Below are 20,697 nucleotides of genomic sequence, written 5' to 3' on the forward strand. Positions count from 1 at the left end.
CTTAGATCGAAGCGGGTTGGGGCCGGGCGACGATGAGAACGTCGTCGCCGAGCCGGTCGAGGGAATGAATGGAGAGGCGGCGCTGCCGGTCGATGGCGGTCACACCAATGTCGCCGAGGGCGAGCTGCGGTCCGCCGATCAGCGTCGGCGCGAGATAGATCAGGTATTCGTCGACCAACCCGGCCGCGACGAAGGCGCTCGCCACGGTCGGCCCGCCCTCGATGAACACGGTGCGCAGGCCACGGCCGTGTAGATCGGCCAGCACGCCCGGCAAGTCCTGACCGTCGAAAAACAGTGGCTGCTCGGGGTGGTCGAACAGGGCAGCGGATGCCGGCACCGCACGACGGCCGACCACCACGGGTACCGGCTGTTCGGTGAGCAGGCTGCCGGCTTCGTCGCGTGCGGTCAGCGCCGGGTCGTCGGCGAGCACGGTGCCGGTTCCCACCAGAATGGTGTCGCTGGCGGCGCGACGCCGATGCACGTCGAGGCGGGCCGCCGCGCCGGTGATCCACCGGCTCGAGCCGTCGGCCGCGGCCGCACGGCCGTCGAGGCTCGAAGCCCACTTGAGCGTGACGAACGGGCGGCGGAGGCGCGCGGCGACCAGCCAGTCGCCGAGAAATGCCTCGCCCGTTTCGGCGAGCAGGCCGCCCCGTACGTCGATGCCGGCGGCACGGAGCCGGTCGGCCCCGCCGCAGGACTGCGGGCCGGGGTCGGTCACGGAATACACGACTCGGGTGACGCCGGCCTCGATCAGAGCGTCGGAGCAGGGTCCGGTACGGCCGACATGATTGCACGGTTCGAGCGTGACGATGGTGGTGCTGCCGCGTGCGGCGCCCGGGGCGAGCTTCGACAGGGCATCGACCTCGGCGTGCGGCGTTCCGGCGCCGCGATGCCAGCCCTCGGCGAGGGTGTCGCCGGCCGCGTTCACGATGACGCAGCCGACTTGCGGATTCACCCCGGTCGCCGGGCCGCGCGATGCGAGTTCCAGAGCGCGCAGCATGGCCGTGTGCAGGGCGGGGCTCTGCACACCGGTGTCGGCGTCTGCGTTCGTGGTCATCCCGCCCTCATCCGTGTCGGACGAGCTCCGGGGGTATGGGAATGCGTTTCCACGCGAAATCCCGTCGGTCGACCATAGGGGCCAACCGACTCGTGCGCCTCCCGTCCGGACTTTAACCGTCGGTGCTGGAGTTTCACCAGCTCAACCGTTTGGCCCCGCACAGTTTCTTACGGGACTAACGGGTCGCGGACTTTAACCGCCGGTTCGGAATTACACCGACCCCGGAGCACGTGTACTGCAAGTTCTACTTCTAGTTATAGTGCAACAGCCTGCATGCCGTGTTATTCCCGCCCGGATCCGTCGTTTTGGGATGAGGTCAGGGGGCCTCGATCAGGACTCGGGCGGTACTCTCATCGACGAACAGGTCGGTGATGAGCTGCGCGGCCAGGGCTCCGCGCAGGCTGGCCAGTTTGGAACGGCCCGCCACGACGCAGATGCGCCGCGGCGTGCGGCGCAGCACCGTGAAATCCGGCCCGGTGGAGCGTGCGTTCAAGGCGATCCGGTCGGCCGAACCGTCGGCACGGTAGAACACGGTAGCCACGTCGCCGACCACTCCGGCGGCGCTGAGCGCATCGAATTCGGCCTGTTCCAGGTAACCGCCGGCATAGACACGGCTGATCACACCCGAAAACGGCGAGCCCAGGCCGAAGAGGGCAATGTCCATGATGGCTTGCATCTCGAGCAGCCGGCTGATGCTGCGCTCCCGCCACAACGCCTGCTTGGTCGCCGGATCGTCGAAGAACGCCGGCACCGGAAACTGCTGCACGTGCGCGCCGAACGCCGTACCGAAGCGTCCGAGGATTTCACTGGCATAGCCGAGCCCGGTCGTGCGCATGTTTCCGGCACCGTTGAGCTGCACGATCTGCGAATTGTGCGTCTGTTTCGGGGTGACATGCCGGCTGATCGCATTCATGGTGGAACCCCACGCGATGCCCATGGTCATGTTGGAGTCGAAATACTGACCGAGAATTCGTGCAACCGAGAGCGCGACGCGCTCGAGCCGATCGACATCGCTTGCGCTGTCGGGAACGGGAACCACGTGGGCGGTGATCTGAAATCGCGCCTCGATTTGCTGCTCGAGATGGCTCGGGGCGTCGAGGGGTGACCTGATCTGGATGTCGACCAGGCCGGTCTCGCGGGCGTGACTGAGCAGGCGCGAGACCGAGGATCGGGAGGTATGCAACTCGTGGGCGATGGCATCCATGGTGAGGTCCTGCATGTAGTACAGGTGCGCCGCGGTGAGCGCGTCACGGTTGCGGTCGGACTGTACAGAATCGATATCGAAGGTCACGGCGGCTCCTTGCACGTATGTTCAATCCAGTTGAGAAATTGTGTCGAACTGTCAGACTGAATCTATTCATATGGCGTGCCCCGCGCAATTCGAGCCAGGGCAAGCCCCGAGACAGAGGTGACAACAATGTCGTTCTTAAACTCACAGACTTCGACCGCGATCTCCGATCGCCCCCGCGCCCAGGTGCTCATCATCGGCGCCGGCATCAATGGCATTGCCACCTTCCGCGATCTGGCGCTGCAGGGCGTCGACGTGGTCATCGTCGAGAAGAACGACTACGTCTCCGGCGCCTCATCGGCCAGTTCGCACATGATCCACGGTGGGGTGCGCTACCTCGAAAACGGAGAATTCCGCCTGGTTAAAGAGTCGGTCGAGGAGCGCAACGGTCTGCTCAAGATCGCGCCACACTACGTCAAGCCGCTGCAGACGACCATTCCCATCTTCTCCACGTTCTCCGGTGTGATGGCCGCCCCACTGCGCTTTCTCACCCATAAGCAGGGCAAGAAGCACGTAGAGCGCGGCGCCCTGCTCATCAAAATGGGCATGATGATCTACGACGCCTTCTCCCGCGACGGTGGAACGGTGCCCCGCCACGAGTTCAAGGGCCGCAAGAAAGCGCTCGCCGCCCTGCCCCTGTTGAACCCCAGCCTCAAGTACACGGCCACCTACTACGACGCCGCCATGCACGACCCGGAACGCCTCGCCCTCGACGTACTGCGCGACGGACTGGAGGCCGGAGTGCACGCTCGCGCCGCCAATTACGTTGAAGCTGCGGGGATGAACGAGGATGGCGTGCTGCTGCGCAACACCATCACCGGCGAAGAGTTCACCTTCCAAGCGGATGTCGTCGTCAACACGAGTGGGCCGTGGACCGACCTGACCAATGACGCCCTCGGCCAGCCGAGCACCTTCATGGGCGGCACCAAGGGGTCCCACATCGTTCTGGACAGCCCGGAGCTGCTCGCGGCGACCGGTGGCCGTGAGATCTTCTTCGAGCACGAAGACGGTCGAATCGTGCTGATCTACCCGCTGAAGGGCCGCGTTCTGGTCGGCACGACCGACCTTGAGCACGACATGACGAAGCCGATCCGGTGCACCGAGCACGAAATCGATTACTTCTTCGACCTGGTCGCGCACGTATTCCCAACCGTCCCGGTCGATCGGTCAAACATCGTCTTCCGCTTTGCCGGCGTGCGCCCCCTGCCGCGCCACGACGAGGAGGCCCCCGGTTTCGTCTCCCGCGACTACCGCATTGAGTCGCGGCCGCTGCCGCGCACGAACGCAGTCGACGGCACCCTGCTCAGCCTCGTCGGCGGCAAATGGACCACGTTCCGCGCGCTGGCCGAGAACCTGAGCACCGACATCCTCAAGCTGCTCGGCCTGCCGCGGACCGTCTCCACCGAGGGCCTCGCTATCGGCGGCGGTCGTGACTTCCCGGCGACGCCGGCCGCCCATCTGGTCTGGGTTACGGCCCACGGCGATGAGGTCGGTGTCGAGCGTGCGGGCGCCCTACTGGCCCGCTATGGCACCCGCGCGAGTGAGGTCATCGACTTTCTGACCGACCCCTCCGCAGCAGCGGATGCCCCCCTCCAACACAATCCTGCCTACACGCGGCGTGAGATCGAATTCCTGGCTTCCACCGAGAGCGTGGTCCGGTTGATCGACGTGCTCCTGCGTCGCACCAGCATGGCTTTCGTCGGTGCGGTGACCGCGTCGCTGATCGAGGAATTGGCGCAGATTGTCGCCCCCGTTCTCGGTTGGGATGCCGGTCGGCGGGCCGAGGAGATCGCGCTGGCTCGCGACATCCTCCGCGACGCACACGGGGTCACCCTCGCGGCTGCGGGCCAGGGTTCCGTTCTGGTCGCTTAGGTTCCGACCGCTGGACCCGGCTCAGGATTGCCGACAATCTGCACGAACGTGCAGCGGAAACGGGCCGAATTTGAGCCGGGCGCCGATACGTTTTTAAACACACAGCACGATCGCCGCATTCGACAACAAGGTCGGTCGGTGAATAGCAGCACCCCCATCTGAAAGGTCAATGTGGACAATCTCGGTGTCGTCTTTATGTCAGAGGTCGTGGGAACGGCCATCCTCGTCTTGCTGGGTTGCGGCGTGGTCGCCAACGTAGCGCTAGCGAAGAACAAGGGCTTCGGCGGCGGCTTCCTCATGGTCACCATCGGTTGGGGCCTCGCGGTCTACGCCGGTGTGGTCGCCGCTTACAACTCGGGCGCCCACCTGAACCCTGCTGTCACCCTCGGGCTCGTCGCCAGCGGCGCGACCGAATTCGGTTCCGGCGTGCCGGTCAACTTCGTATCGACCATGGCCTATATCGGGGCCCAGATGATCGGTGGCATCCTCGGTGCCGTCGTCGTCTGGCTCGCCTACAAGCAGCACTTCGACCAAGAGCCGGATGCGGCCGCCAAGCTCGGCGTCTTCTCGACCGGCCCGGCCATTCGCTCCTACGGCTGGAACCTGGTCACCGAGATCATCGGTACCTTCGTTCTGGTCTTCGTCGTGATCGGCTTCGGCCGCAACGGCGACAGCGGCGGGCTCGCCGCGCTCGGCGCGCTGCCGGTTGCCCTGCTCGTTATCGTGATCGGTACCTCACTCGGCGGACCGACCGGTTATGCCATCAACCCGGCTCGTGACCTCGGCCCGCGCATCGCGCACTTCTTCCTGCCGATCAAGGGCAAGGGTTCCAGCGACTGGTCCTATTCCTGGGTCCCGGTCCTCGGCCCCATCATCGGTGGCGTGCTCGCTGGAGTATCCTCCGGCGCGCTGCTTCCGATCCTGGGCTAAGGGTACTGACGTACCCTGCAGCATCCGCTTTCGTTTTGAACTGAATTCTCACCTGGAACAACAAAGGAGTTAGAACATGGCCAAGTACGTTCTCGCCATCGACCAGGGAACCACGAGCTCCCGCGCGATCATCTTTGACAAGGCCGGATCGATTATCTCGACCGGTCAGCTTGAGCACGAACAGATTTTGCCGCAGGCCGGCTGGGTCGAGCACGACCCCAAAGAAATTTGGGACAACACCCGTGAGGCCATCGGTCAGGCGTTGTCAAAGGCAAATATCACCCGCCACGACATCGAGGCCGTCGGAATCACCAACCAGCGCGAAACCGCTGTGGTCTGGGACAAGAACACCGGTGTCCCCGTCTACAACGCCATCGTCTGGCAGGACACCCGCACCCAGGCCATCGTCGATCGCCTCGCGGCCGATGGTGGCGTCGACCGGTTCAAGAACCAGGTCGGCTTGCCCCTGGCGACGTACTTCTCCGGGACCAAGATTGTTTGGATCCTCGAAAACGTCGAGGGTGCCCGCGAGAAGGCGGATGCCGGCGACCTTCTGTTCGGCACCACCGACTCCTGGGTGCTCTGGAACCTGACCGGCGGCACCGAGGGCGGCGTGCACGCGACCGACGTCACCAACGCGAGCCGCACCCTGTTCATGGACCTGGAAACCCTGCAGTGGGACGACGATATCCTCGCCATCTTCGACGTACCCAAGTCGATGCTGCCCGAGATCAAGTCCTCCTCCGAGGTGTACGGCACCGCGAGCGGCCACAGCCTGCTGCGCGAGGTGCCGATTGCCGGTATCCTCGGCGACCAGCAGGCGGCGACCTTCGGTCAGGCTGCCTTCGACCAGGGTGAGGCCAAAAACACCTACGGCACCGGTAACTTCTTGATCTTCAACACCGGCACCGACATCATCCATTCCAAGAACGGGCTGCTCACCACGGTGGGCTACAAGCTCGGCGATGCCCCCGTGCACTATGCGCTCGAGGGTTCAATCGCCGTCACCGGCTCGCTCGTGCAGTGGATGCGTGACCAGCTCGGCATCATCAAAAACGCCTCCGAAATTGAAGACCTCGCCAAGACGGTCTCCGACAACGGCGGCGCTTACTTCGTACCGGCCTTCTCCGGCCTGTTCGCACCGTACTGGCGGTCGGACGCCCGCGGCGCGCTCGTTGGCCTCACCCGCTACGTCAACAAGGGCCACATCGCCCGCGCGGCGCTGGAAGCCATCGCCTACCAGACCCGTGAGGTGCTCGACGCGGTCAACGCCGACTCCGGGGTTCCGCTGACCGAGCTCAAGGTTGACGGCGGTGCGACGGCGAACGATCTGCTCATGCAGTTCCAGGCCGACATCATCGGTGTGCCCGTTGTGCGTCCGGTCGTCGCCGAGACCACCGCGCTGGGCGCCGCCTACGCGGCCGGCCTCGCGGTTGGCTTTTGGAGTGGCCTCGATGACCTGCGTGCCAACTGGCAGGAAGATTCCCGCTGGGAGCCTTCCATGGATCCGGAAGAGGCCGCCCGCCTCCTCCGCAACTGGAAGAAGGCCGTCACCAAGACCCTTGACTGGGTAGACGAAGACGTGCGCTAGTACCCCTAGTACTACCATAAGCACCACAAACCCGGCGACCGTCACGCGGCCGCCGGGTTTGTGCGTCCCCAATGCACCCAGTCTCCCTCGCACAACTCCTGCAACTCGTCGGCTCGCGTCGAGAAATTCGCATGTCTGCGGGCCTCAATGGCTTCGGATTCAGAAAATTGCAGGAGGTGTGCGGCGTGAGGCCGGCCGAGCGTGCACCAGAGCCAGCATGATGGCCCACCCCTGCCCTCACACCAAGTCGCCAGCCTGCCCCGCCAACTAAGGCACGCCCCTTCGCCCCTCACCCGCCTCGTCCGCAACTCCTGCAATTTGCGCGTCTGCAGTCGCGGATCCGCGACTTGGCACGAAAACTTGGATCGTGTCTCCTCGATTGCAGGAGTTAGGCGTACTAGGGCGAGTTCTGGGCGGATGAAACTGTGCAGTTTCGGTTCCGAAATCTGACGTCGAGGGTTTTGGGGGTTCTCCACAGCGCCAAGTTTCAGGAGTTGGCCCCAGATTGACTGCGGCGAGACCTGCTCGGATCCAATCGGCATCACCCTCGACGCATGGGACCTCATCTGAGCGTTGAATTTGGAATGCGCCGCATCGTTCACCGGTACGAACTTCTTGCCAGCGGTATGTCGGGGCAGCAAATCACTCAGGCCGTCCGTGCTGACGCACTCTTACGTGTTCGCCGAGATCACTACGCCCTTCCGGGAACGGACCGCCACACCCTCGAGGCTGTGCGTGTCGGCGGACGTATGGCGTGCGTGTCTGCCGCAAAGGAGTTGGGGATTTTTGCCTTTGATACGCGCTTCACCCACATACACGTCGACCGTGCGGGCTCTCGTCTGCGGAGCCCGCACAATAAGTCTGTGCCATTGTCGGCTTTGCCCCGTGAGGGGGTTGAACTACATTGGTCACCGTTGATTGATCGAGCCGATGGAACCGAATATTGTGTTGGTGCCCGGGATGCCCTCGTGCAAATAATTAGGTGCCAAAAGCAGCCCTTCGCTCTCGCCGCTTTGGATACGGCGCTCCACCAGCGCCTCATCCGCGTGAGTGATCTCAGCGAGATCTTCGCTCACGTACCCTTCAACGCCCAAGTAGTGCGCTCTCGGATCGATGCCCGTGTGGACGCGGGACAAGAAAGCGTTCTTCGAGACCTGATTCGCAGTGCCGGCCTTCGGTGCGAAATTCAAGTCACTATCCCAGGTGTTGGCCGAGTCGACACGGTGGTTGAGGGCTGTGTGATCGTGGAGGCCGACAGCTTTGCCCACCATTCGAGCTGGAAAGATCAGGTTCGAGATCGAGCCCGTGATCGGATCGCGGCCACCCTCGGGTATGTCACTCTTCGCGTGCTCTACGCCGATATCATGTTCGATCCAGAAGGCGTCGTCGCAGCAATCCGGCGCCTCGTCACCACTTGTCGTTACGGAAGCACCCGGTTACTCGACTGAAGACGTCGGGTTCACTAGCAGCCAGGTCGCCGGGTCGCTGCCCATGTTCACGTGAGGGCGCATAAGTCCTGCAGTCTGCGCCCCGCTTTGAAAACACCCCAGTCGATGTGCGTGTATGCGGATCGAGACCTTCGGTTTGCAGGAGTTGCGAAAGGGGAGGGGGAGGAATGCCGGGGACGTGAGGGGGGGGGGGGGGGCGAAGGGCTGGTGACCGAGGGGCTGGTGACCGAGGGGCTGGTGACCGAGGGGCTGGTGTCGGGGGGGGGGCTAGTGACACGGGTGGCCGAGAGGGAGGTGCACGGCGGTTACGTCAGGCGAGCACCGCACAGAGGTCTGCCAGCTTTTCGATGCGTAGTACGCCCAGACGGGCGGCACTGGCCGCGTCGACGGATGAGACGGATGGTGCGGCGCGGTCGAGCCAGACCCCCGTCAGGCCCGCCGCTGCCGCGCCCAGAGCATCGGTGCGCAGCCGGTCTCCGACGTACACCGCTGCGTCCACGGGCACATCAAAGAGCGTGCAGGCGTGCTCGAAGATGCGCCGATCCGGCTTGGCGACGCCGAATGCGCCCGAGGTGATGACGTGTTCGAACCGATCGTCGAGACCGACACGCCGAATCTTGTCGCCCTGAAACACCGGGTCGCCGTTGGTGATGAGTCCAAAGCGCACCCCGGGAATCATCTCGGCCAACGCATCGAAGCAGGGGAGAGCGTCATCGTGCAATTGCCAACTGGCCCGGTAGCTTTCGAAGTATTCGTCGAACCAGCTGTCCGCTTCGGGCCCGGTCAGCGCAATGTCGAACGACGCCGCGAAATCCTGAGCTCGGGCGCGGCGCTGGCCAGCAAAGTCCAGACTCCCGGCGAGGTAGGCGTGATAGTGCTCCTCTTCGAGTGCATCCCAGAGGGCGGTCGCTGCCGGACGATCGTCGGTGACGAAGGCTTCTCCGGCCCGGTCGATGTGCAACAGAATACCCGCGGTCACGGCCGCTCGGTGCGCAAACAGGGTGTCATCGAGGTCGAAGAGCACGACCTGTACCGGCGAGTCCACGGTCAGCGGCGCGGGAGGAAGCCGACGCGGTCATAGACCGTGGCCAGAGTCTCGTTGGCGACCTCGTCGGCCCGCGCCGCGTTGGAGGCGAGCACCCGGTCGAGCTCGGCCGGGTCGCCGAGCAGTTCGGCGACCCGCTCGCGAATCGGGTCGAACGTGCCCAAAACCACCTCGACGAGTCCCTTCTTCAAGTCGCCGTAGCCACGACCGACGTACTCGTTCTCGATCGACTCGATCGAGCGCTCGGCGAGCACGGAATAGATCGTGAGGAGGTTGGCCACGCCCGGTTTGTTCTCGCGATCGAAGACCACCCCGCCGTCGGCATCCGTCACGGCTCGCATGATCTTCTTCTTCGTGACGCCGGGCTCATCGAGCAACCAGATCACCCCGGCGTGCGATTCGGCCGACTTGCTCATCTTCGACGTGGGATTCTGCAGGTCGTAGACCTTGGCGGTCTCCTTCACGATTGCCACCTCGGGGATCGTGAAGGTGTCTCCAAACCGGGAGTTGAAGCGCAGCGCGAGGTCGCGGGTGAGCTCCACGTGCTGGCGCTGGTCTTCCCCGACCGGGACCACCTCACTCTGGTACAGCAGAATGTCCGCGGCCATGAGCGTCGGGTAGGCGAACAGCCCAACGGTGGTCGCGTCGGCGCCGTGCCGCGCCGATTTGTCCTTGAACTGGGTCATCCGACTCGCCTCACCGAACCCGGTGATGGTGTTCAGCACCCAGGCCAGTTGGGCGTGGGCGGCCACGTGCGATTGCACGTACAGCGTCGACGCCGACGGGTCGATGCCCGCGGCAATGTACTGGGCGGCCGTGCGACGCGTGTTCTCGCGCAGCTTGGCCGGGTCTTGCGCCACCGTGATGGCGTGCAGATCAACGATCGAGAAGAACGCGTCGTGCGACTCCTGCAGCGACTTCCAATTGAGCAGCGCACCAATGTAGTTGCCGATTTGCAGGGACTCAGCCGAGGGCTGCATGCCCGAATACAGGCGAGATTTGGTCATGATTTGTTGTCTCCAGTTAGGTCATAGTCGACGACGACGGGGGAGTGGTCGCTCCAGCGCTGGTCGTACGCCGCGGCCCGATCGACCGCATAATTCACAACGGATGCCGCCAGCAGCGGGCTGGCCAGGTGGTAGTCCAGTCGCCAACCGGTGTCGTTGTCGAACGCCTGGCCGCGCTGCGACCACCACGTGTATGGACCGTCGACCTCACCGGCCCACTTGCGTCCGACATCCACCCAGCCCAGTCCGGCGCCCTCGTTGTATCCCGGCGCGCCTTCGGCTCCGAGAATACGGTCGAAATATTCACGTTCCTCCGGCAGGAACCCCGCGTGCTTCTTGTTGCCGCGCCAGTTCTTGATATCCAGCGTGCGGTGCCCAACGTTCAGGTCGCCGAGCACGAGCGCGCGCGGGCTGTGCTCGGTCAGTTCGGGCAGCCGGGCGAGCATGGCGTCGAGAAACTTGTACTTCTCCACCTGTTTGGGCGTATCGGTCTCACCGGAATGCACGTAGGTGCTCACGACGGTGATGATTTGGCCGTTCACCTCGTAGTCCGCCTCGAGCCAGCGGCCGGCACTGTCGAACTCCTCGGCGCCGAGGGCGACGCGATGAATGGCTGCCCCGGCCCTGCTCACGAGGGCGACCCCGGCCCGGCCCTTGGCGGTGGCCGCATCGTGCAGAATATTCCAGTCCGGCCCGAGCAGTCCCTCGAGATCCGCAGTGGATGCGCGCACCTCCTGAATCGCCAGGATGTCGACGTCGCGGGCGTTGAGCCACTCGCCCATTCCCTTGCGGAACGCGGCTCGTACCCCGTTCGTGTTGATGCTGGCAATGCGAAGGGGCTTGGCAGAAGACATGGGTCAAGTCTAGTTATCGCTCGGCCGTCGCATCTGCCCTGGCATACTCGGCCACCCGGGCCTCGGCGGCCTTCAGACGGCGCCTCGCGCTCCAGCGGGCGTACCACGGTGAGGCGTCGAGGTCGGCCCTGGACGCCGTCAGCTCGGCTTGTGCGGTCACCCGCAGGGCATCGTGCACGCGCTGTTTCTGGCTTTCTGCCGCTTCGTCCGCGCTGAGGGAGTGCGGCGGAATGCCCGCGTCGTCCATCCCGACCGCGATCCACGATGCCGCGATCAGGGTGACGGTGCTCACGAGGTTGAACCAGATCAGCAGCCCGATGATCACGGCAAAGGTGGCCAGCAGCGGATTGCGGCTGGCCCCGCCGAGCAGGGCGCCTCCGAGAATCTTCAGTACTCCGAGGGCAACGCCGCCCAGCAGTGCGCCGGCAAACAAACGGCGAATGGGGATGCGCACCCGCGACAGCACCCGAAACAGCCCGGCCAGGGTGATGGTGTCGATCATGAGAACCACGACAATACCGATCAGCCGGGCCGACGCCTCGTAGTAGAACGAATCCTGCGGAATGCCGAAGAGACCGAAGAGCGCACCGAGCAGCGCCGTGCTGGCCAGGGAGACCAGAGCTGACAGGATCAGGGCCAGCCCGAACAGCAACCCGAGCCCCAGCTCCCGCAGTTTGACCCAGAGAAAAAACCGGGTCTGCGGCGGCATACCAAAGACGGTGCGCACGGCCTGCGCCGTCGCCGAGAGCCAGCCGAGCGCGGTCAGCAGCAAACCGGCCAGGGCGATCGCTCCGGTCCAGGTGAGCACCCCGGCGGTTGCGAGCAGCTTCGGATCGATGATGCCGTCGGTGCCGATCAGTCCCGGAATCGACTGGTTGATGATCGCGTACAGCGCGTCCAGCACATCCTGGTTCGCGGTCAAAAACAGTCCGGCGATGGAGAACCCGACCCAGATCGCGGCGAAGATGGCGAATATCGCCTGGTACGACATCCCGGCGGCGAGGATGCTGCCGCGCACGCCCGAGAAGTGGGTCACGACCCGCACCGGCCGCCACGCCTGAACGCGGGTCGCAAGTTCTTTCACTGGGCTAGTTTAACCGGGCTCGCCACCCGAGGTACCGGCGCGGTAGTACGACAGGACGCCCCCGTCGAATCGACGGGGGCGTCCTGGTACACAGTGAGACGAGCAGTTACGCCTTGCCGCGCATGATGGCCTGCTTGACCTCGGCGATGGCCTGAGTCACCTGGATGCCGCGCGGGCAGGCATCCGTGCAGTTGAAGGTCGTGCGGCAACGCCACACGCCCTCTTTGTCATTGAGAATGTCGAGGCGCACGGCCGCATTCTCATCACGCGAGTCGAAGATGAAACGGTGCGCGTTGACGATCGCAGCCGGACCGAAGTACTGGCCGTCGGTCCAGAACACCGGGCAGCTCGACGTGCAGGCAGCGCAGAGAATGCATTTCGTGGTGTCGTCGAAGCGGGCGCGCTGGGCCACGGACTGCTGACGTTCCTTGCCGTCAACCGGCGTGCTCTTGGCAACGAGAAACGGCTGCACCTCCTTGAAGGAGTCGAAGAACGGCTCCATGTCAACGATGAGGTCCTTCTCCAGCGGCAGGCCCTTGATGGCCTCCACGTAGATGGGCTTCGTGACGTCGAGGTCCTTCATGAGCGTCTTGCAGGCCAGACGGTTGCGGCCGTTGATGCGCATGGCATCGGAGCCGCAAATGCCGTGCGCGCAGGAGCGGCGGAAGGTCAGCGAGCCGTCCTGCTCCCACTTGATTTTGTGCAGTGCGTCGAGCACGCGGTCGGTCGGGTAGAGCTGCACGTCGAAGTCCTGCCAGTGCGGCTCTTCGTCAACCTCGGGGTTGAAGCGACGCACAATGAGCGTGACCGTGAAGGACTTGATTTCTTCGGGAACGGCCGGCTTCTGGTCAATCGTGGCGGTACTCACTAGTACTTCCTCTCCATCGGCTGGTAGCGGGTGATGACAACCGGTTTCCAGTCGAGCGTGATGTGGTCGGCGGCATCCGCCGACATTGCGTCGCCCTTGAGGTACGCCATGGTGTGCTTGAGATAGTTCTCGTCGTCACGCACGAGGTAGTCCTCGCGCTGGTGTCCGCCGCGGCTTTCCTTGCGGTTGCGGGCGGAGTAGACGACGACTTCGGCGAGGTCGAGGAGGAAGCCCAGCTCAACGGCCTCGAGCAGGTCGGTGTTGAACCGGCGACCCTTGTCTTGCACGCCGATGTTCTTGTACCGCTGACGCAGCAGGTGGATGGTCTCGGTGACCTCGGCGAGGGACTCGTCGGTGCGGAACACCTGAGCCTTCTTGTCCATTTCTTCCTGCAGAATCTTGCGCAGCACGGCGATGCGTTCGGTTCCGGTCGACGAGCGGATGCCCTCGAGCAGTTCGCGCACCTCCTTGGCCGGGTCTTCCGGCAGGGGAGTGAATTCGGCCGTTTTGACATACTCGACCGCGTTGTTGCCGGCGCGCTTGCCGAACACGTTGATGTCGAGCAGCGAGTTGGTGCCGAGGCGGTTGGAGCCGTGGACCGAGACGCAGGCACATTCGCCGGCGGCGTAGAGGCCGGGAACGACCTGCTCGTTGTTGCGCCAGACTTCGGCCTTCACGTTGGTCGGGATCCCGCCCATCGCGTAGTGCGCGGTCGGCATGACCGGCACCGGCTCGGTGACCGGGTCGACGCCGAGGTAGGTGCGCGCAAACTCGGTGATGTCGGGCAGCTTGGTCTCGAGCAGTTCCTTGCCGAGGTGCGTGCAGTCCAGGTAGAGGTAGTCCTTGTCCGGGCCGGCGCCGCGACCTTCCGCGACCTCCTTGAGCATGCAGCGCGAGACGATATCACGCGGGGCGAGGTCCTTGATGGTGGGCGCGTAGCGCTCCATGAAGCGCTCACCGGAGGCGTTACGCAAAATAGCGCCCTCGCCGCGGGCTCCCTCGGTCAGGAGGATGCCCAATCCCGCCAGGCCGGTCGGGTGGAACTGGAAGAACTCCATGTCCTCGAGCGGCAGGCCCTTGCGCCAGACGATGCCGACGCCGTCACCGGTGAGGGTGTGAGCGTTCGAGGTGGTCTTGTAGATCTTGCCGAAACCACCGGTGGCGAAGATGAACGCCTTGCCCTGGAACACGTGCAGTTCGCCACTGGACAGGTCGAGGGCGACCACGGCGGAGGGCTGGTCGACGCCGTCGACGTTGGTCATGACGAGGTCGAGCACGTAGTACTCGTTGAAGAAGTTGATGCCGCGCTTGACGCAGTTCTGATAGAGCGTCTGCAGAATCATGTGGCCGGTGCGGTCGGCGGCATAGCAGGCGCGACGCACCGGGCTCTTGCCGTGGTCGCGGGTGTGGCCACCGAAACGACGCTGGTCGATCTTGCCCTCGGGGGTGCGGTTGAACGGCAAGCCCATGTTCTCGAGGTCGATGACCGCGTCGATGGCTTCCTTGGCCAGGATCTCGGCGGCGTCTTGGTCAACCAGGTAGTCGCCACCCTTGATCGTGTCGAAGGTGTGCCACTCCCAGTTGTCTTCCTCAACGTTGGCGAGGGCCGCAGCCATCCCGCCCTGCGCCGCACCGGTGTGCGAACGCGTCGGGTAGAGCTTGGAGATGACGGCCGTGCTGGCGTGGGGGCCGGCTTCGATGGCGGCACGCATGCCGGCACCACCCGCTCCCACAATGACGATGTCGTACTGGTGGTAGTGAACGCCGTCCACGAGGGTGGAGGTGGGTGCGGGTGCAGGTGTTGTCATGATGTGTGTGTGCTGCTCCTAGAGGGTCTTGCAGAACGATGCCACGAGGTCGGCGGGCGCACCGGCGGGGCAGGGATCGAAGGTGAACACCACGAGGGTGCCGAGCACGATCAACGCGACAACGCTGACCAGAATGGCGATCTTCAGGATGCCGCGGCTGATCCGAGAGGTGGCGTAGTCGTTGACCAGGGTGCGCATGCCGTTGCCGCCGTGAATGAGGGCGAGCCAGAGCATGAGGACGTCCCAGACCATCCAGAACGGGCTGGAAAGCTTGCCGGCCACGAACGCGAAGTTCAGTGCGTTCACCCCTTCACCGACCATGAGGTTGACGAACAGGTGTCCGAAGATAAGCACGATCAGCACGACGCCGGAGACGCGCATGTAGATCCAGCCCCACTTTTCCCAGTTGACGCTGCTCTTCTTGCTGGAGCGAGTGTACGGGCTGCGGGGAGCTTCGATTGTTGAAGTCATATTGTCGCCCCCTTAGTGGCTGAACACGTTGATGAGGTGGCGCGGTGCGAAGCCCAGCATGGTGACGACCCAGAGGCCGATGACGACGTAGAACAGCACGCGCTGGTACTTGGCGTTCCAGAAGTCGATCAGGATAATGCGCAGTCCGTTGAAGGCGTGGAACACGATGGCGCCGACGAGTGCGACTTCACCGAGACCCATGATCGGCGTCTGGTACTGGCTGATCACCGCGTTGTACGCTTCGGGGCTGATTCGCACGAGCGCCGTATCGAGAATATGAACGAGCAGAAAGAAGAAGATCGCGACACCGGTGATGCGGTGCAAAACCCACGACCACATGCCCGTGTTACCCCGATACAGGGTGCCGGCGGGGCGACGTGACGTCGTCTTCTGCTGAGAATCTAGGGTTCCTGCCGTCTGTGGCATGAACAACCCTCCCTGGCTGAATTATGGCTCTTTAGTAAGACCGTGAATGTGCTGTGAGCACATTTCGTTATTCTACAAGCGCACCGCACCCTGTGCCGGTAAGGGTTGCCTAACGTTGCATGGCGGGCGGCACCTGAGTGTCCGCGCGCACGGCAAGACGCTCGTCGATCGCCTGTTCGTAGTAGTCCATCAGCTCGCCGCACACCGTCGGCCAGGAGCGCCCGAGCACCGATCGTCGTCCAGCTTCGCCCATGCGTGCGCGCAGCAGCGGGTCGCGTACGAGTTGGAGCACCCAGTGGCGCAGGTCGCGCTCGTCATCGGGCCGAAACAGGTAGCCGTTCTCACCGTGCGCGACGAGGTCGATCGGACCCCCGGCGTGCGGCGCCACCACGGGCAACCCGGCGGCGTGTGCTTCCTGCAGGGTCTGTCCGAACGTTTCCTCGGTGCCGGCGTGTACGAAAATGTCACAACTCGCGTAGGCGACAGCCAGCTCCCGTCCCGAGAGTCGGCCGAGCCACGTAACCGGCATTCCCGCGAGCGCACGGCGTATAGAAGGTACGCTCGGGCCGTCGCCGACGAGTACCAGACGGATGCCCGGCACCCCGCGCAGCGCGCGCAGTCGCTCCACCTGCTTCTCCGGCGCCATCCGACCGACATAGCCAACGATCACGGGCGTTGGGGCGGCGGGCGTTCGGGCGGCGGCCGACAGCGGCGCGATGCGTTCCCGCAGGGCTGCGACCGCCGGATCGTTCTTCAGGTTCGGGTGAAATCCGGTGAGGTCGACGCCGCGGGTCCACAGCGCGAGTCGCGGTACTCCCAGGCGCAGGAGGGCGGCCATCGATGACGAGGAGGGCACCAGGGTGCGGGTGGCACCCTCGTGCACCCATTTCACAAAACGCCAGGCCAGCGCGGTGGCGGGGCCGAGGTGATTGCGGTGAGCGTAGCCGGCGACATCCGTTTGAAAGATGGCGACCGAGGGAATGTCGAGGCGGTTTGCCGCGCTGATGCCCTGGGCGCCGAGCAGAAACGGCGAGGCTGCGTGCAGCACGTCGGGGCGAAAATCGGCGAGCAGTTTCTGCACCTGTGGGCTGGGTATGCCAACGGGAAACTCGCGGTAATTCACCGCGGACACGGTGTGCACGGGAAATCCGGCGTATTCGGCCGGAGCGCCAGCGGGGGCGATGACCATGGCCTCATGCCCGGTGGCTGCCAGATGCTCGAGCACCCGGCAGACGCTCGTGGTGACGCCGCTGACGGTGGGAAGAAAACTTTCGCTGATGACTGCGATCCGCATGGTTCGAGGCTAGGGACCGGTCCTTGCCGACGGGTGACGGGCACATGAACAAATCGTGGCTGGGCGGCGCGCGCAACCGGCCCGATAGTCTGAGCGGATGATTACGTCCAGTGAGCCCATCGACCGCCTGTACAGCGTGATCCCGGCCGGCGGTATCGGCTCCCGGCTGTGGCCGCTGTCCCGAGCGGATGCCCCCAAATTTCTGCACGACCTCACCGGCTCCGGTCATACCCTGCTGCGCGACACCTGGGATCGCCTCGTTCCGCTGTCGGGGGAGCAGCGCATCATGGTCGTCACCGGGCGTGCCCACCGTGCCGCCGTCGAGCAGCAGCTGCCCGAGTTGAGCGACCCGAACGTCGTGCTGGAGAGCGAACCGCGTGATTCCACCGCCGCGATCGGCCTCGCCGCCGCCATCTTGCAGCGGCGCGAACCCGGCGTGATCATTGGATCGTTCCCGGCCGACCATGTCATCCGGGGCGATGCCCAGTTCCGCTCCGCGGTGACGGAGGCGGTCGCGGCAGCGGATGCCGGCTATATCGTCACGATCGGAATCCAGCCGACCGAACCCGCAATCGGCTTCGGTTACATCAAGAGCGCCGCAGCGCTCGAGGTCGCCGGTGCCCCGACGGCCCTCGCCGTGGACTCCTTTGTGGAAAAACCAAGCCCTGACGTCGCCGAAGAGTACTTCGCCGACGGTAACTTCCTCTGGAATGCCGGCATGTTCATCGCGCGGGCGGACCGGCTGCTGGCCGAAATAGCGGTGGCCGAGCCCGAGCTGCACGCCGGACTGATGAAGCTCGCCGAGGCGTGGGACACCCCGGCCCGCGGGGCCGTGGTCGACCAGGTCTGGCCGCGCCTGAAGAAGATCGCCATCGACTATTCGGTCGCCGAACCCGCCGCCGCCGCCGGCAAGCTCGTGGTGATTCCCGGTCAGTTCGACTGGGATGACGTGGGCGACTTCGCCTCGATCGCCAAACTGCACTCCGGCGGCCGCAAGTCCAACCTCGCCATCCTCGGCGAGGGCGCCCGGGTACTCGCCGACTCGTCGAGCGGCATCGTGGTCAGCCATACCGGCCGCATGATCGCGCTTATCGGTGTCGAGGACATTGTCGTGGTCGACACCCCGGATGCCTTGTTGGTCACCACGAGCGCAAACGCGCAAAAGGTCAAGGCCGTCGTCGATGCGCTCAAGCTGTCCGGCTCCAGCGACGTGCTCTAGGCCAATCCTGACTAGAATTCCAGTTCATGCTTAAGGGAGTGTCCATGCGTCGTGTGATCGCTGTTGCTGCCCTCGCGGCATCCGCTCTGCTGCTGTCCGGGTGCGCGCAGGCGCCGACCCCCACCGCGACCACGGACGCGACGGAGCCGGAGTACTGCGCCCGCATGGTTACGAACTCCGGTGGTCTCGAAGACCGCTCGTTCAACCAGTCCAGTTGGGAAGGCCTGCAGGAGGCAGCGGCCACGTACGGCATCGACGCCGACGCGATCGTGTCGACCGCCGAGACCGATCTGGCACCGAATGTGAGCCAGGCTGTGGCCACCGGATGCTCGTTCGTACTCACCGTCGGCTATGAACTGGCCGACGCCACCCTCGCCGAGGCGACGGCCAACCCCGACGTGCACTTCGCGATCGTCGACGAGGTCATCGACGCACCCAACGTGAAACCGATCGTGTTCGATACCGCCCAGGCGTCGTTTCTGGCCGGTTACCTCGCCGCCGGGGTCAGCAAGACCGGCATTGTGGCAACCTTCGGCGGCGGCAATCAACCGCCCGTCACCCTGTTCATGGACGGGTTCGTCGACGGCGTTGCGATGTACAACGACAAGCACGAGGCCGACGTGCGGGTGCTCGGCTGGAACAAAGACACCCAGGACGGCAGCTTCACCGGTGACTTCGAAGACGTCAACAAGGGCAAGGTCCTCGCTCAATCATTCATCGACCAGGGTGCCGACATTATTCTGCCGGTCGCCGGCCAGGTCGGTCAGGGCGCGGCCGCTGCCGCGATCGAGACACCGGGCGTTTCCATTATTTGGGTCGACAACGACGGTTATGTCACGCTGCCCACCCAGTTTCAATCGGTCGTACTCACGAGCGTGCTGAAAAACACCGCGGACGCGGTGGTGGAGACCATCGGGTCCGACCTGGACGGCACCTTCGACAACACGGCATTCGTGGGAACGCTGAAGAACGGCGGCGTGGAGATTGCAGACTTCCACGAGCAGGCCGATCTCGTGCCGGCTGAACTCGTCGACGAACTCGACCAGATTCGAGCCGCAATTATAGCCGGGATCATTGTCGTGGATGGCCCCAGTTCACCCCAGTAAGGGGAGATTTCTGTTGCGAAAGGTCGCGGCTTGGTAACGACTCGCTCGCGCACCCACAATGCTCATCTGCGCAGCGTCACATTCGGTAACGTGGAGCCCATCACGCCCGTGCGATCGAGCTGGGCAGCATCCTGGAGGTCCTCTTGACAATTTCGACCCGGAAGACCGCACTTGCCGGTCTTGCAATGTTCGGCACCGTGGCGATGCTCGCCGGCTGTGCTCAGGCGCCTGCCACGACCGACAACACCAACTCGGCCGCTTCCAGCGACTTTCTGCCCTGCATGGTCTCCGACGAGGGTGGATTCGACGACCAGTCGTTCAACCAGCTCGGCTTCGAAGGCCTCACCGAGGCCGCCAAAGACCTCGGCGTAACGCCCAAAACGGTCGAGTCCGCCACCGAGACCGACTACCAGTCGAACGTGCAGAACCTCGTCGACCAGGGCTGTAACCTCATCGTGACCGTCGGGTTCAACCTCGCCGCTGCCACCGTGGAGTCGGCTCTGGCCAACCCCGAGGTCAACTACGCCATCATCGACAACGATGCTGACCTCAACTTTGACGGCACGGTCGACGCGCCGAACATCAAGCCGCTCCTGTTCGACACCGCTCCCGCCGGCTTCATGGCCGGTTACGCGGCTGCCGGCTACAGCAAGACCGGTGTTGTTGGTACCTACGGCGGACAGCAGATTCCCCCGGTCACTATCTTCATGGATGGCTACGCCGACGGCGTCACCTACTTCAACGAGAAGAACGGTAAGAACGTTCAGACCATCGGCTGGGACGTTGCCGCGCAGACCGGCTCGTTCACCGGCGGTTTCGCAGCCGGCGTCGACTCCCTCGCCAAGGCACAGGGCCTGATCGACCAGAACGCTGACGTGCTCCTGCCCGTCGGTGGACCGATCTTCCTGAGCGCGATTGAAGCGATCAAGAGCTCGGGCAAGGACATCGCGATGATCGGTGTCGACGCCGACCTGTTTGAGACCAACCCGGCCGGTTCCAGCCTGTTCCTCACCAGCATCCTCAAGGACATCAAGCTCGCCGTGTCCACCGTCGTCACGGATTCCGGCTCCGGCAGCTTCGACCCGGCGCCCTACATCGGAACGCTCGACAACGAAGGCGTGGGCATCGCACCCTTCCACGACTTCGAGTCCAAGGTTCCCGCGACCATGACCGATGACGTTGCCGCCATCAAGGCCGGCATCATCGACGGTTCGATCACGGTCGAATCGCCCGCTTCGCCCAAGCAGTAATAAGCTCTGAGAATGGGGAGGCCGAATATTCGGCCTCCCCATTTCATTACCCTCGCGCGCTCCCGCATGCTTGACCCAA

Annotated in this window: 19 protein-coding genes and 1 riboswitch; of the genes, 7 read left to right on the forward strand and 12 right to left on the reverse strand. The window is 64.3% G+C overall.

Going from position 1 to position 20,697, the window contains the following annotated elements; all coding sequences use genetic code 11:
• Position 1: 1 nt before the first annotated feature.
• Positions 2–1,057, reverse strand: a complete 1,056-nt coding sequence (gene ribD / locus QMK22_RS01855; RefSeq protein WP_283495920.1) for a bifunctional diaminohydroxyphosphoribosylaminopyrimidine deaminase/5-amino-6-(5-phosphoribosylamino)uracil reductase RibD — start codon at positions 1,055–1,057, stop codon at positions 2–4.
• Between the two features lie 89 nt (positions 1,058–1,146).
• A riboswitch (FMN riboswitch) is annotated at positions 1,147–1,290 on the reverse strand.
• 83 nt (positions 1,291–1,373) lie between these two features.
• Complete coding sequence (locus QMK22_RS01860; protein ID WP_283496039.1) at positions 1,374–2,276, reverse strand: sugar-binding transcriptional regulator; 903 nt, start codon at positions 2,274–2,276, stop codon at positions 1,374–1,376.
• A gap of 198 nt (positions 2,277–2,474) precedes the next feature.
• Between QMK22_RS01860 and QMK22_RS01865 the strand changes: the two genes are divergently transcribed.
• From QMK22_RS01865 to glpK, 3 genes are all read left to right on the forward strand, one after another.
• Positions 2,475–4,217 (forward strand): glycerol-3-phosphate dehydrogenase/oxidase, encoded by a 1,743-nt coding sequence (locus tag QMK22_RS01865; protein ID WP_283495921.1) that lies wholly within the window; start codon positions 2,475–2,477, stop codon positions 4,215–4,217.
• A 195-nt stretch (positions 4,218–4,412) separates the two neighbouring features.
• Positions 4,413–5,147: an MIP/aquaporin family protein gene (locus tag QMK22_RS01870; protein WP_283495922.1), complete on the forward strand. Its 735-nt coding sequence runs from the start codon at positions 4,413–4,415 to the stop codon at positions 5,145–5,147.
• A 76-nt stretch (positions 5,148–5,223) separates the two neighbouring features.
• The gene (glpK, locus tag QMK22_RS01875; RefSeq protein WP_283495923.1) at positions 5,224–6,738 is read left to right on the forward strand and encodes a glycerol kinase GlpK; all 1,515 of its coding nucleotides are present in this window, start codon (positions 5,224–5,226) and stop codon (positions 6,736–6,738) included.
• Between the two features lie 908 nt (positions 6,739–7,646).
• Here glpK and QMK22_RS01880 read toward each other — a convergent pair.
• The gene (locus QMK22_RS01880) at positions 7,647–8,009 is read right to left on the reverse strand and encodes a hypothetical protein (protein ID WP_283495924.1); all 363 of its coding nucleotides are present in this window, start codon (positions 8,007–8,009) and stop codon (positions 7,647–7,649) included.
• Here QMK22_RS01880 and QMK22_RS17510 point away from each other — a divergent pair.
• Complete coding sequence (locus QMK22_RS17510; protein WP_502856875.1) at positions 7,983–8,186, forward strand: DUF559 domain-containing protein; 204 nt, start codon at positions 7,983–7,985, stop codon at positions 8,184–8,186. The genes QMK22_RS01880 and QMK22_RS17510 overlap by 27 nt on opposite strands.
• Positions 8,187–8,496: 310 nt before the next feature.
• Here QMK22_RS17510 and QMK22_RS01885 read toward each other — a convergent pair whose 3' ends face one another.
• The 9 genes from QMK22_RS01885 to QMK22_RS01925 form a co-directional block, all read right to left on the reverse strand.
• A complete protein-coding gene (locus QMK22_RS01885) occupies positions 8,497–9,231 on the reverse strand; it encodes an HAD family hydrolase (protein ID WP_283495925.1) in 735 nt (244 codons plus the stop codon).
• A 2-nt stretch (positions 9,232–9,233) separates the two neighbouring features.
• Entirely contained in the window at positions 9,234–10,238 is a 1,005-nt protein-coding gene (gene trpS / locus QMK22_RS01890; protein WP_283495926.1) for a tryptophan--tRNA ligase, read from the reverse strand.
• On the reverse strand, positions 10,235–11,092 hold the full coding sequence (locus tag QMK22_RS01895) for an exodeoxyribonuclease III (RefSeq protein WP_283495927.1): 858 nt from the start codon (positions 11,090–11,092) through the stop codon (positions 10,235–10,237). Before QMK22_RS01895 ends, trpS begins: the two co-directional genes overlap by 4 nt.
• A gap of 13 nt (positions 11,093–11,105) precedes the next feature.
• Entirely contained in the window at positions 11,106–12,176 is a 1,071-nt protein-coding gene (locus tag QMK22_RS01900) for a YihY/virulence factor BrkB family protein (protein ID WP_283495928.1), read from the reverse strand.
• A 106-nt stretch (positions 12,177–12,282) separates the two neighbouring features.
• Positions 12,283–13,044, reverse strand: coding sequence for a succinate dehydrogenase iron-sulfur subunit (locus QMK22_RS01905; protein WP_283495929.1), 762 nt, complete (start codon positions 13,042–13,044; stop codon positions 12,283–12,285).
• Positions 13,044–14,852 (reverse strand): succinate dehydrogenase flavoprotein subunit, encoded by a 1,809-nt coding sequence (sdhA, locus tag QMK22_RS01910; RefSeq protein ID WP_283495930.1) that lies wholly within the window; start codon positions 14,850–14,852, stop codon positions 13,044–13,046. The genes QMK22_RS01905 and sdhA overlap by 1 nt, the downstream gene beginning before the upstream one ends.
• 18 nt (positions 14,853–14,870) lie before the next feature.
• On the reverse strand, positions 14,871–15,323 hold the full coding sequence (locus QMK22_RS01915; RefSeq protein WP_283495931.1) for a succinate dehydrogenase hydrophobic membrane anchor subunit: 453 nt from the start codon (positions 15,321–15,323) through the stop codon (positions 14,871–14,873).
• A 12-nt stretch (positions 15,324–15,335) separates the two neighbouring features.
• Complete coding sequence (sdhC, locus tag QMK22_RS01920) at positions 15,336–15,749, reverse strand: succinate dehydrogenase, cytochrome b556 subunit (protein WP_283495932.1); 414 nt, start codon at positions 15,747–15,749, stop codon at positions 15,336–15,338.
• 109 nt (positions 15,750–15,858) lie between these two features.
• Complete coding sequence (locus tag QMK22_RS01925) at positions 15,859–17,043, reverse strand: glycosyltransferase family 4 protein (RefSeq protein ID WP_283495933.1); 1,185 nt, start codon at positions 17,041–17,043, stop codon at positions 15,859–15,861.
• Positions 17,044–17,140: 97 nt separating this feature from the next.
• On the opposite strand from QMK22_RS01925, the gene QMK22_RS01930 reads away from it, so the two are divergent.
• The 3 genes from QMK22_RS01930 (at position 17,141) to QMK22_RS01940 (ending at position 20,618) form a co-directional block, all read left to right on the forward strand.
• Positions 17,141–18,262 carry a mannose-1-phosphate guanylyltransferase gene (locus tag QMK22_RS01930; RefSeq protein WP_283495934.1) on the forward strand — a complete coding sequence of 374 codons (1,122 nt, stop codon included), beginning with the start codon at positions 17,141–17,143 and terminating at the stop codon, positions 18,260–18,262.
• Between the two features lie 26 nt (positions 18,263–18,288).
• Positions 18,289–19,368, forward strand: a complete 1,080-nt coding sequence (locus tag QMK22_RS01935; RefSeq protein ID WP_283495935.1) for a BMP family lipoprotein — start codon at positions 18,289–18,291, stop codon at positions 19,366–19,368.
• A 143-nt stretch (positions 19,369–19,511) separates the two neighbouring features.
• Positions 19,512–20,618, forward strand: coding sequence for a BMP family lipoprotein (locus QMK22_RS01940; protein ID WP_283495936.1), 1,107 nt, complete (start codon positions 19,512–19,514; stop codon positions 20,616–20,618).
• Positions 20,619–20,697 lie beyond the last annotated feature (79 nt).

It is taken from the genome of Cryobacterium sp. PH29-G1 (assembly GCF_030063365.1).
Lineage (GTDB): Bacteria > Actinomycetota > Actinomycetes > Actinomycetales > Microbacteriaceae > Cryobacterium.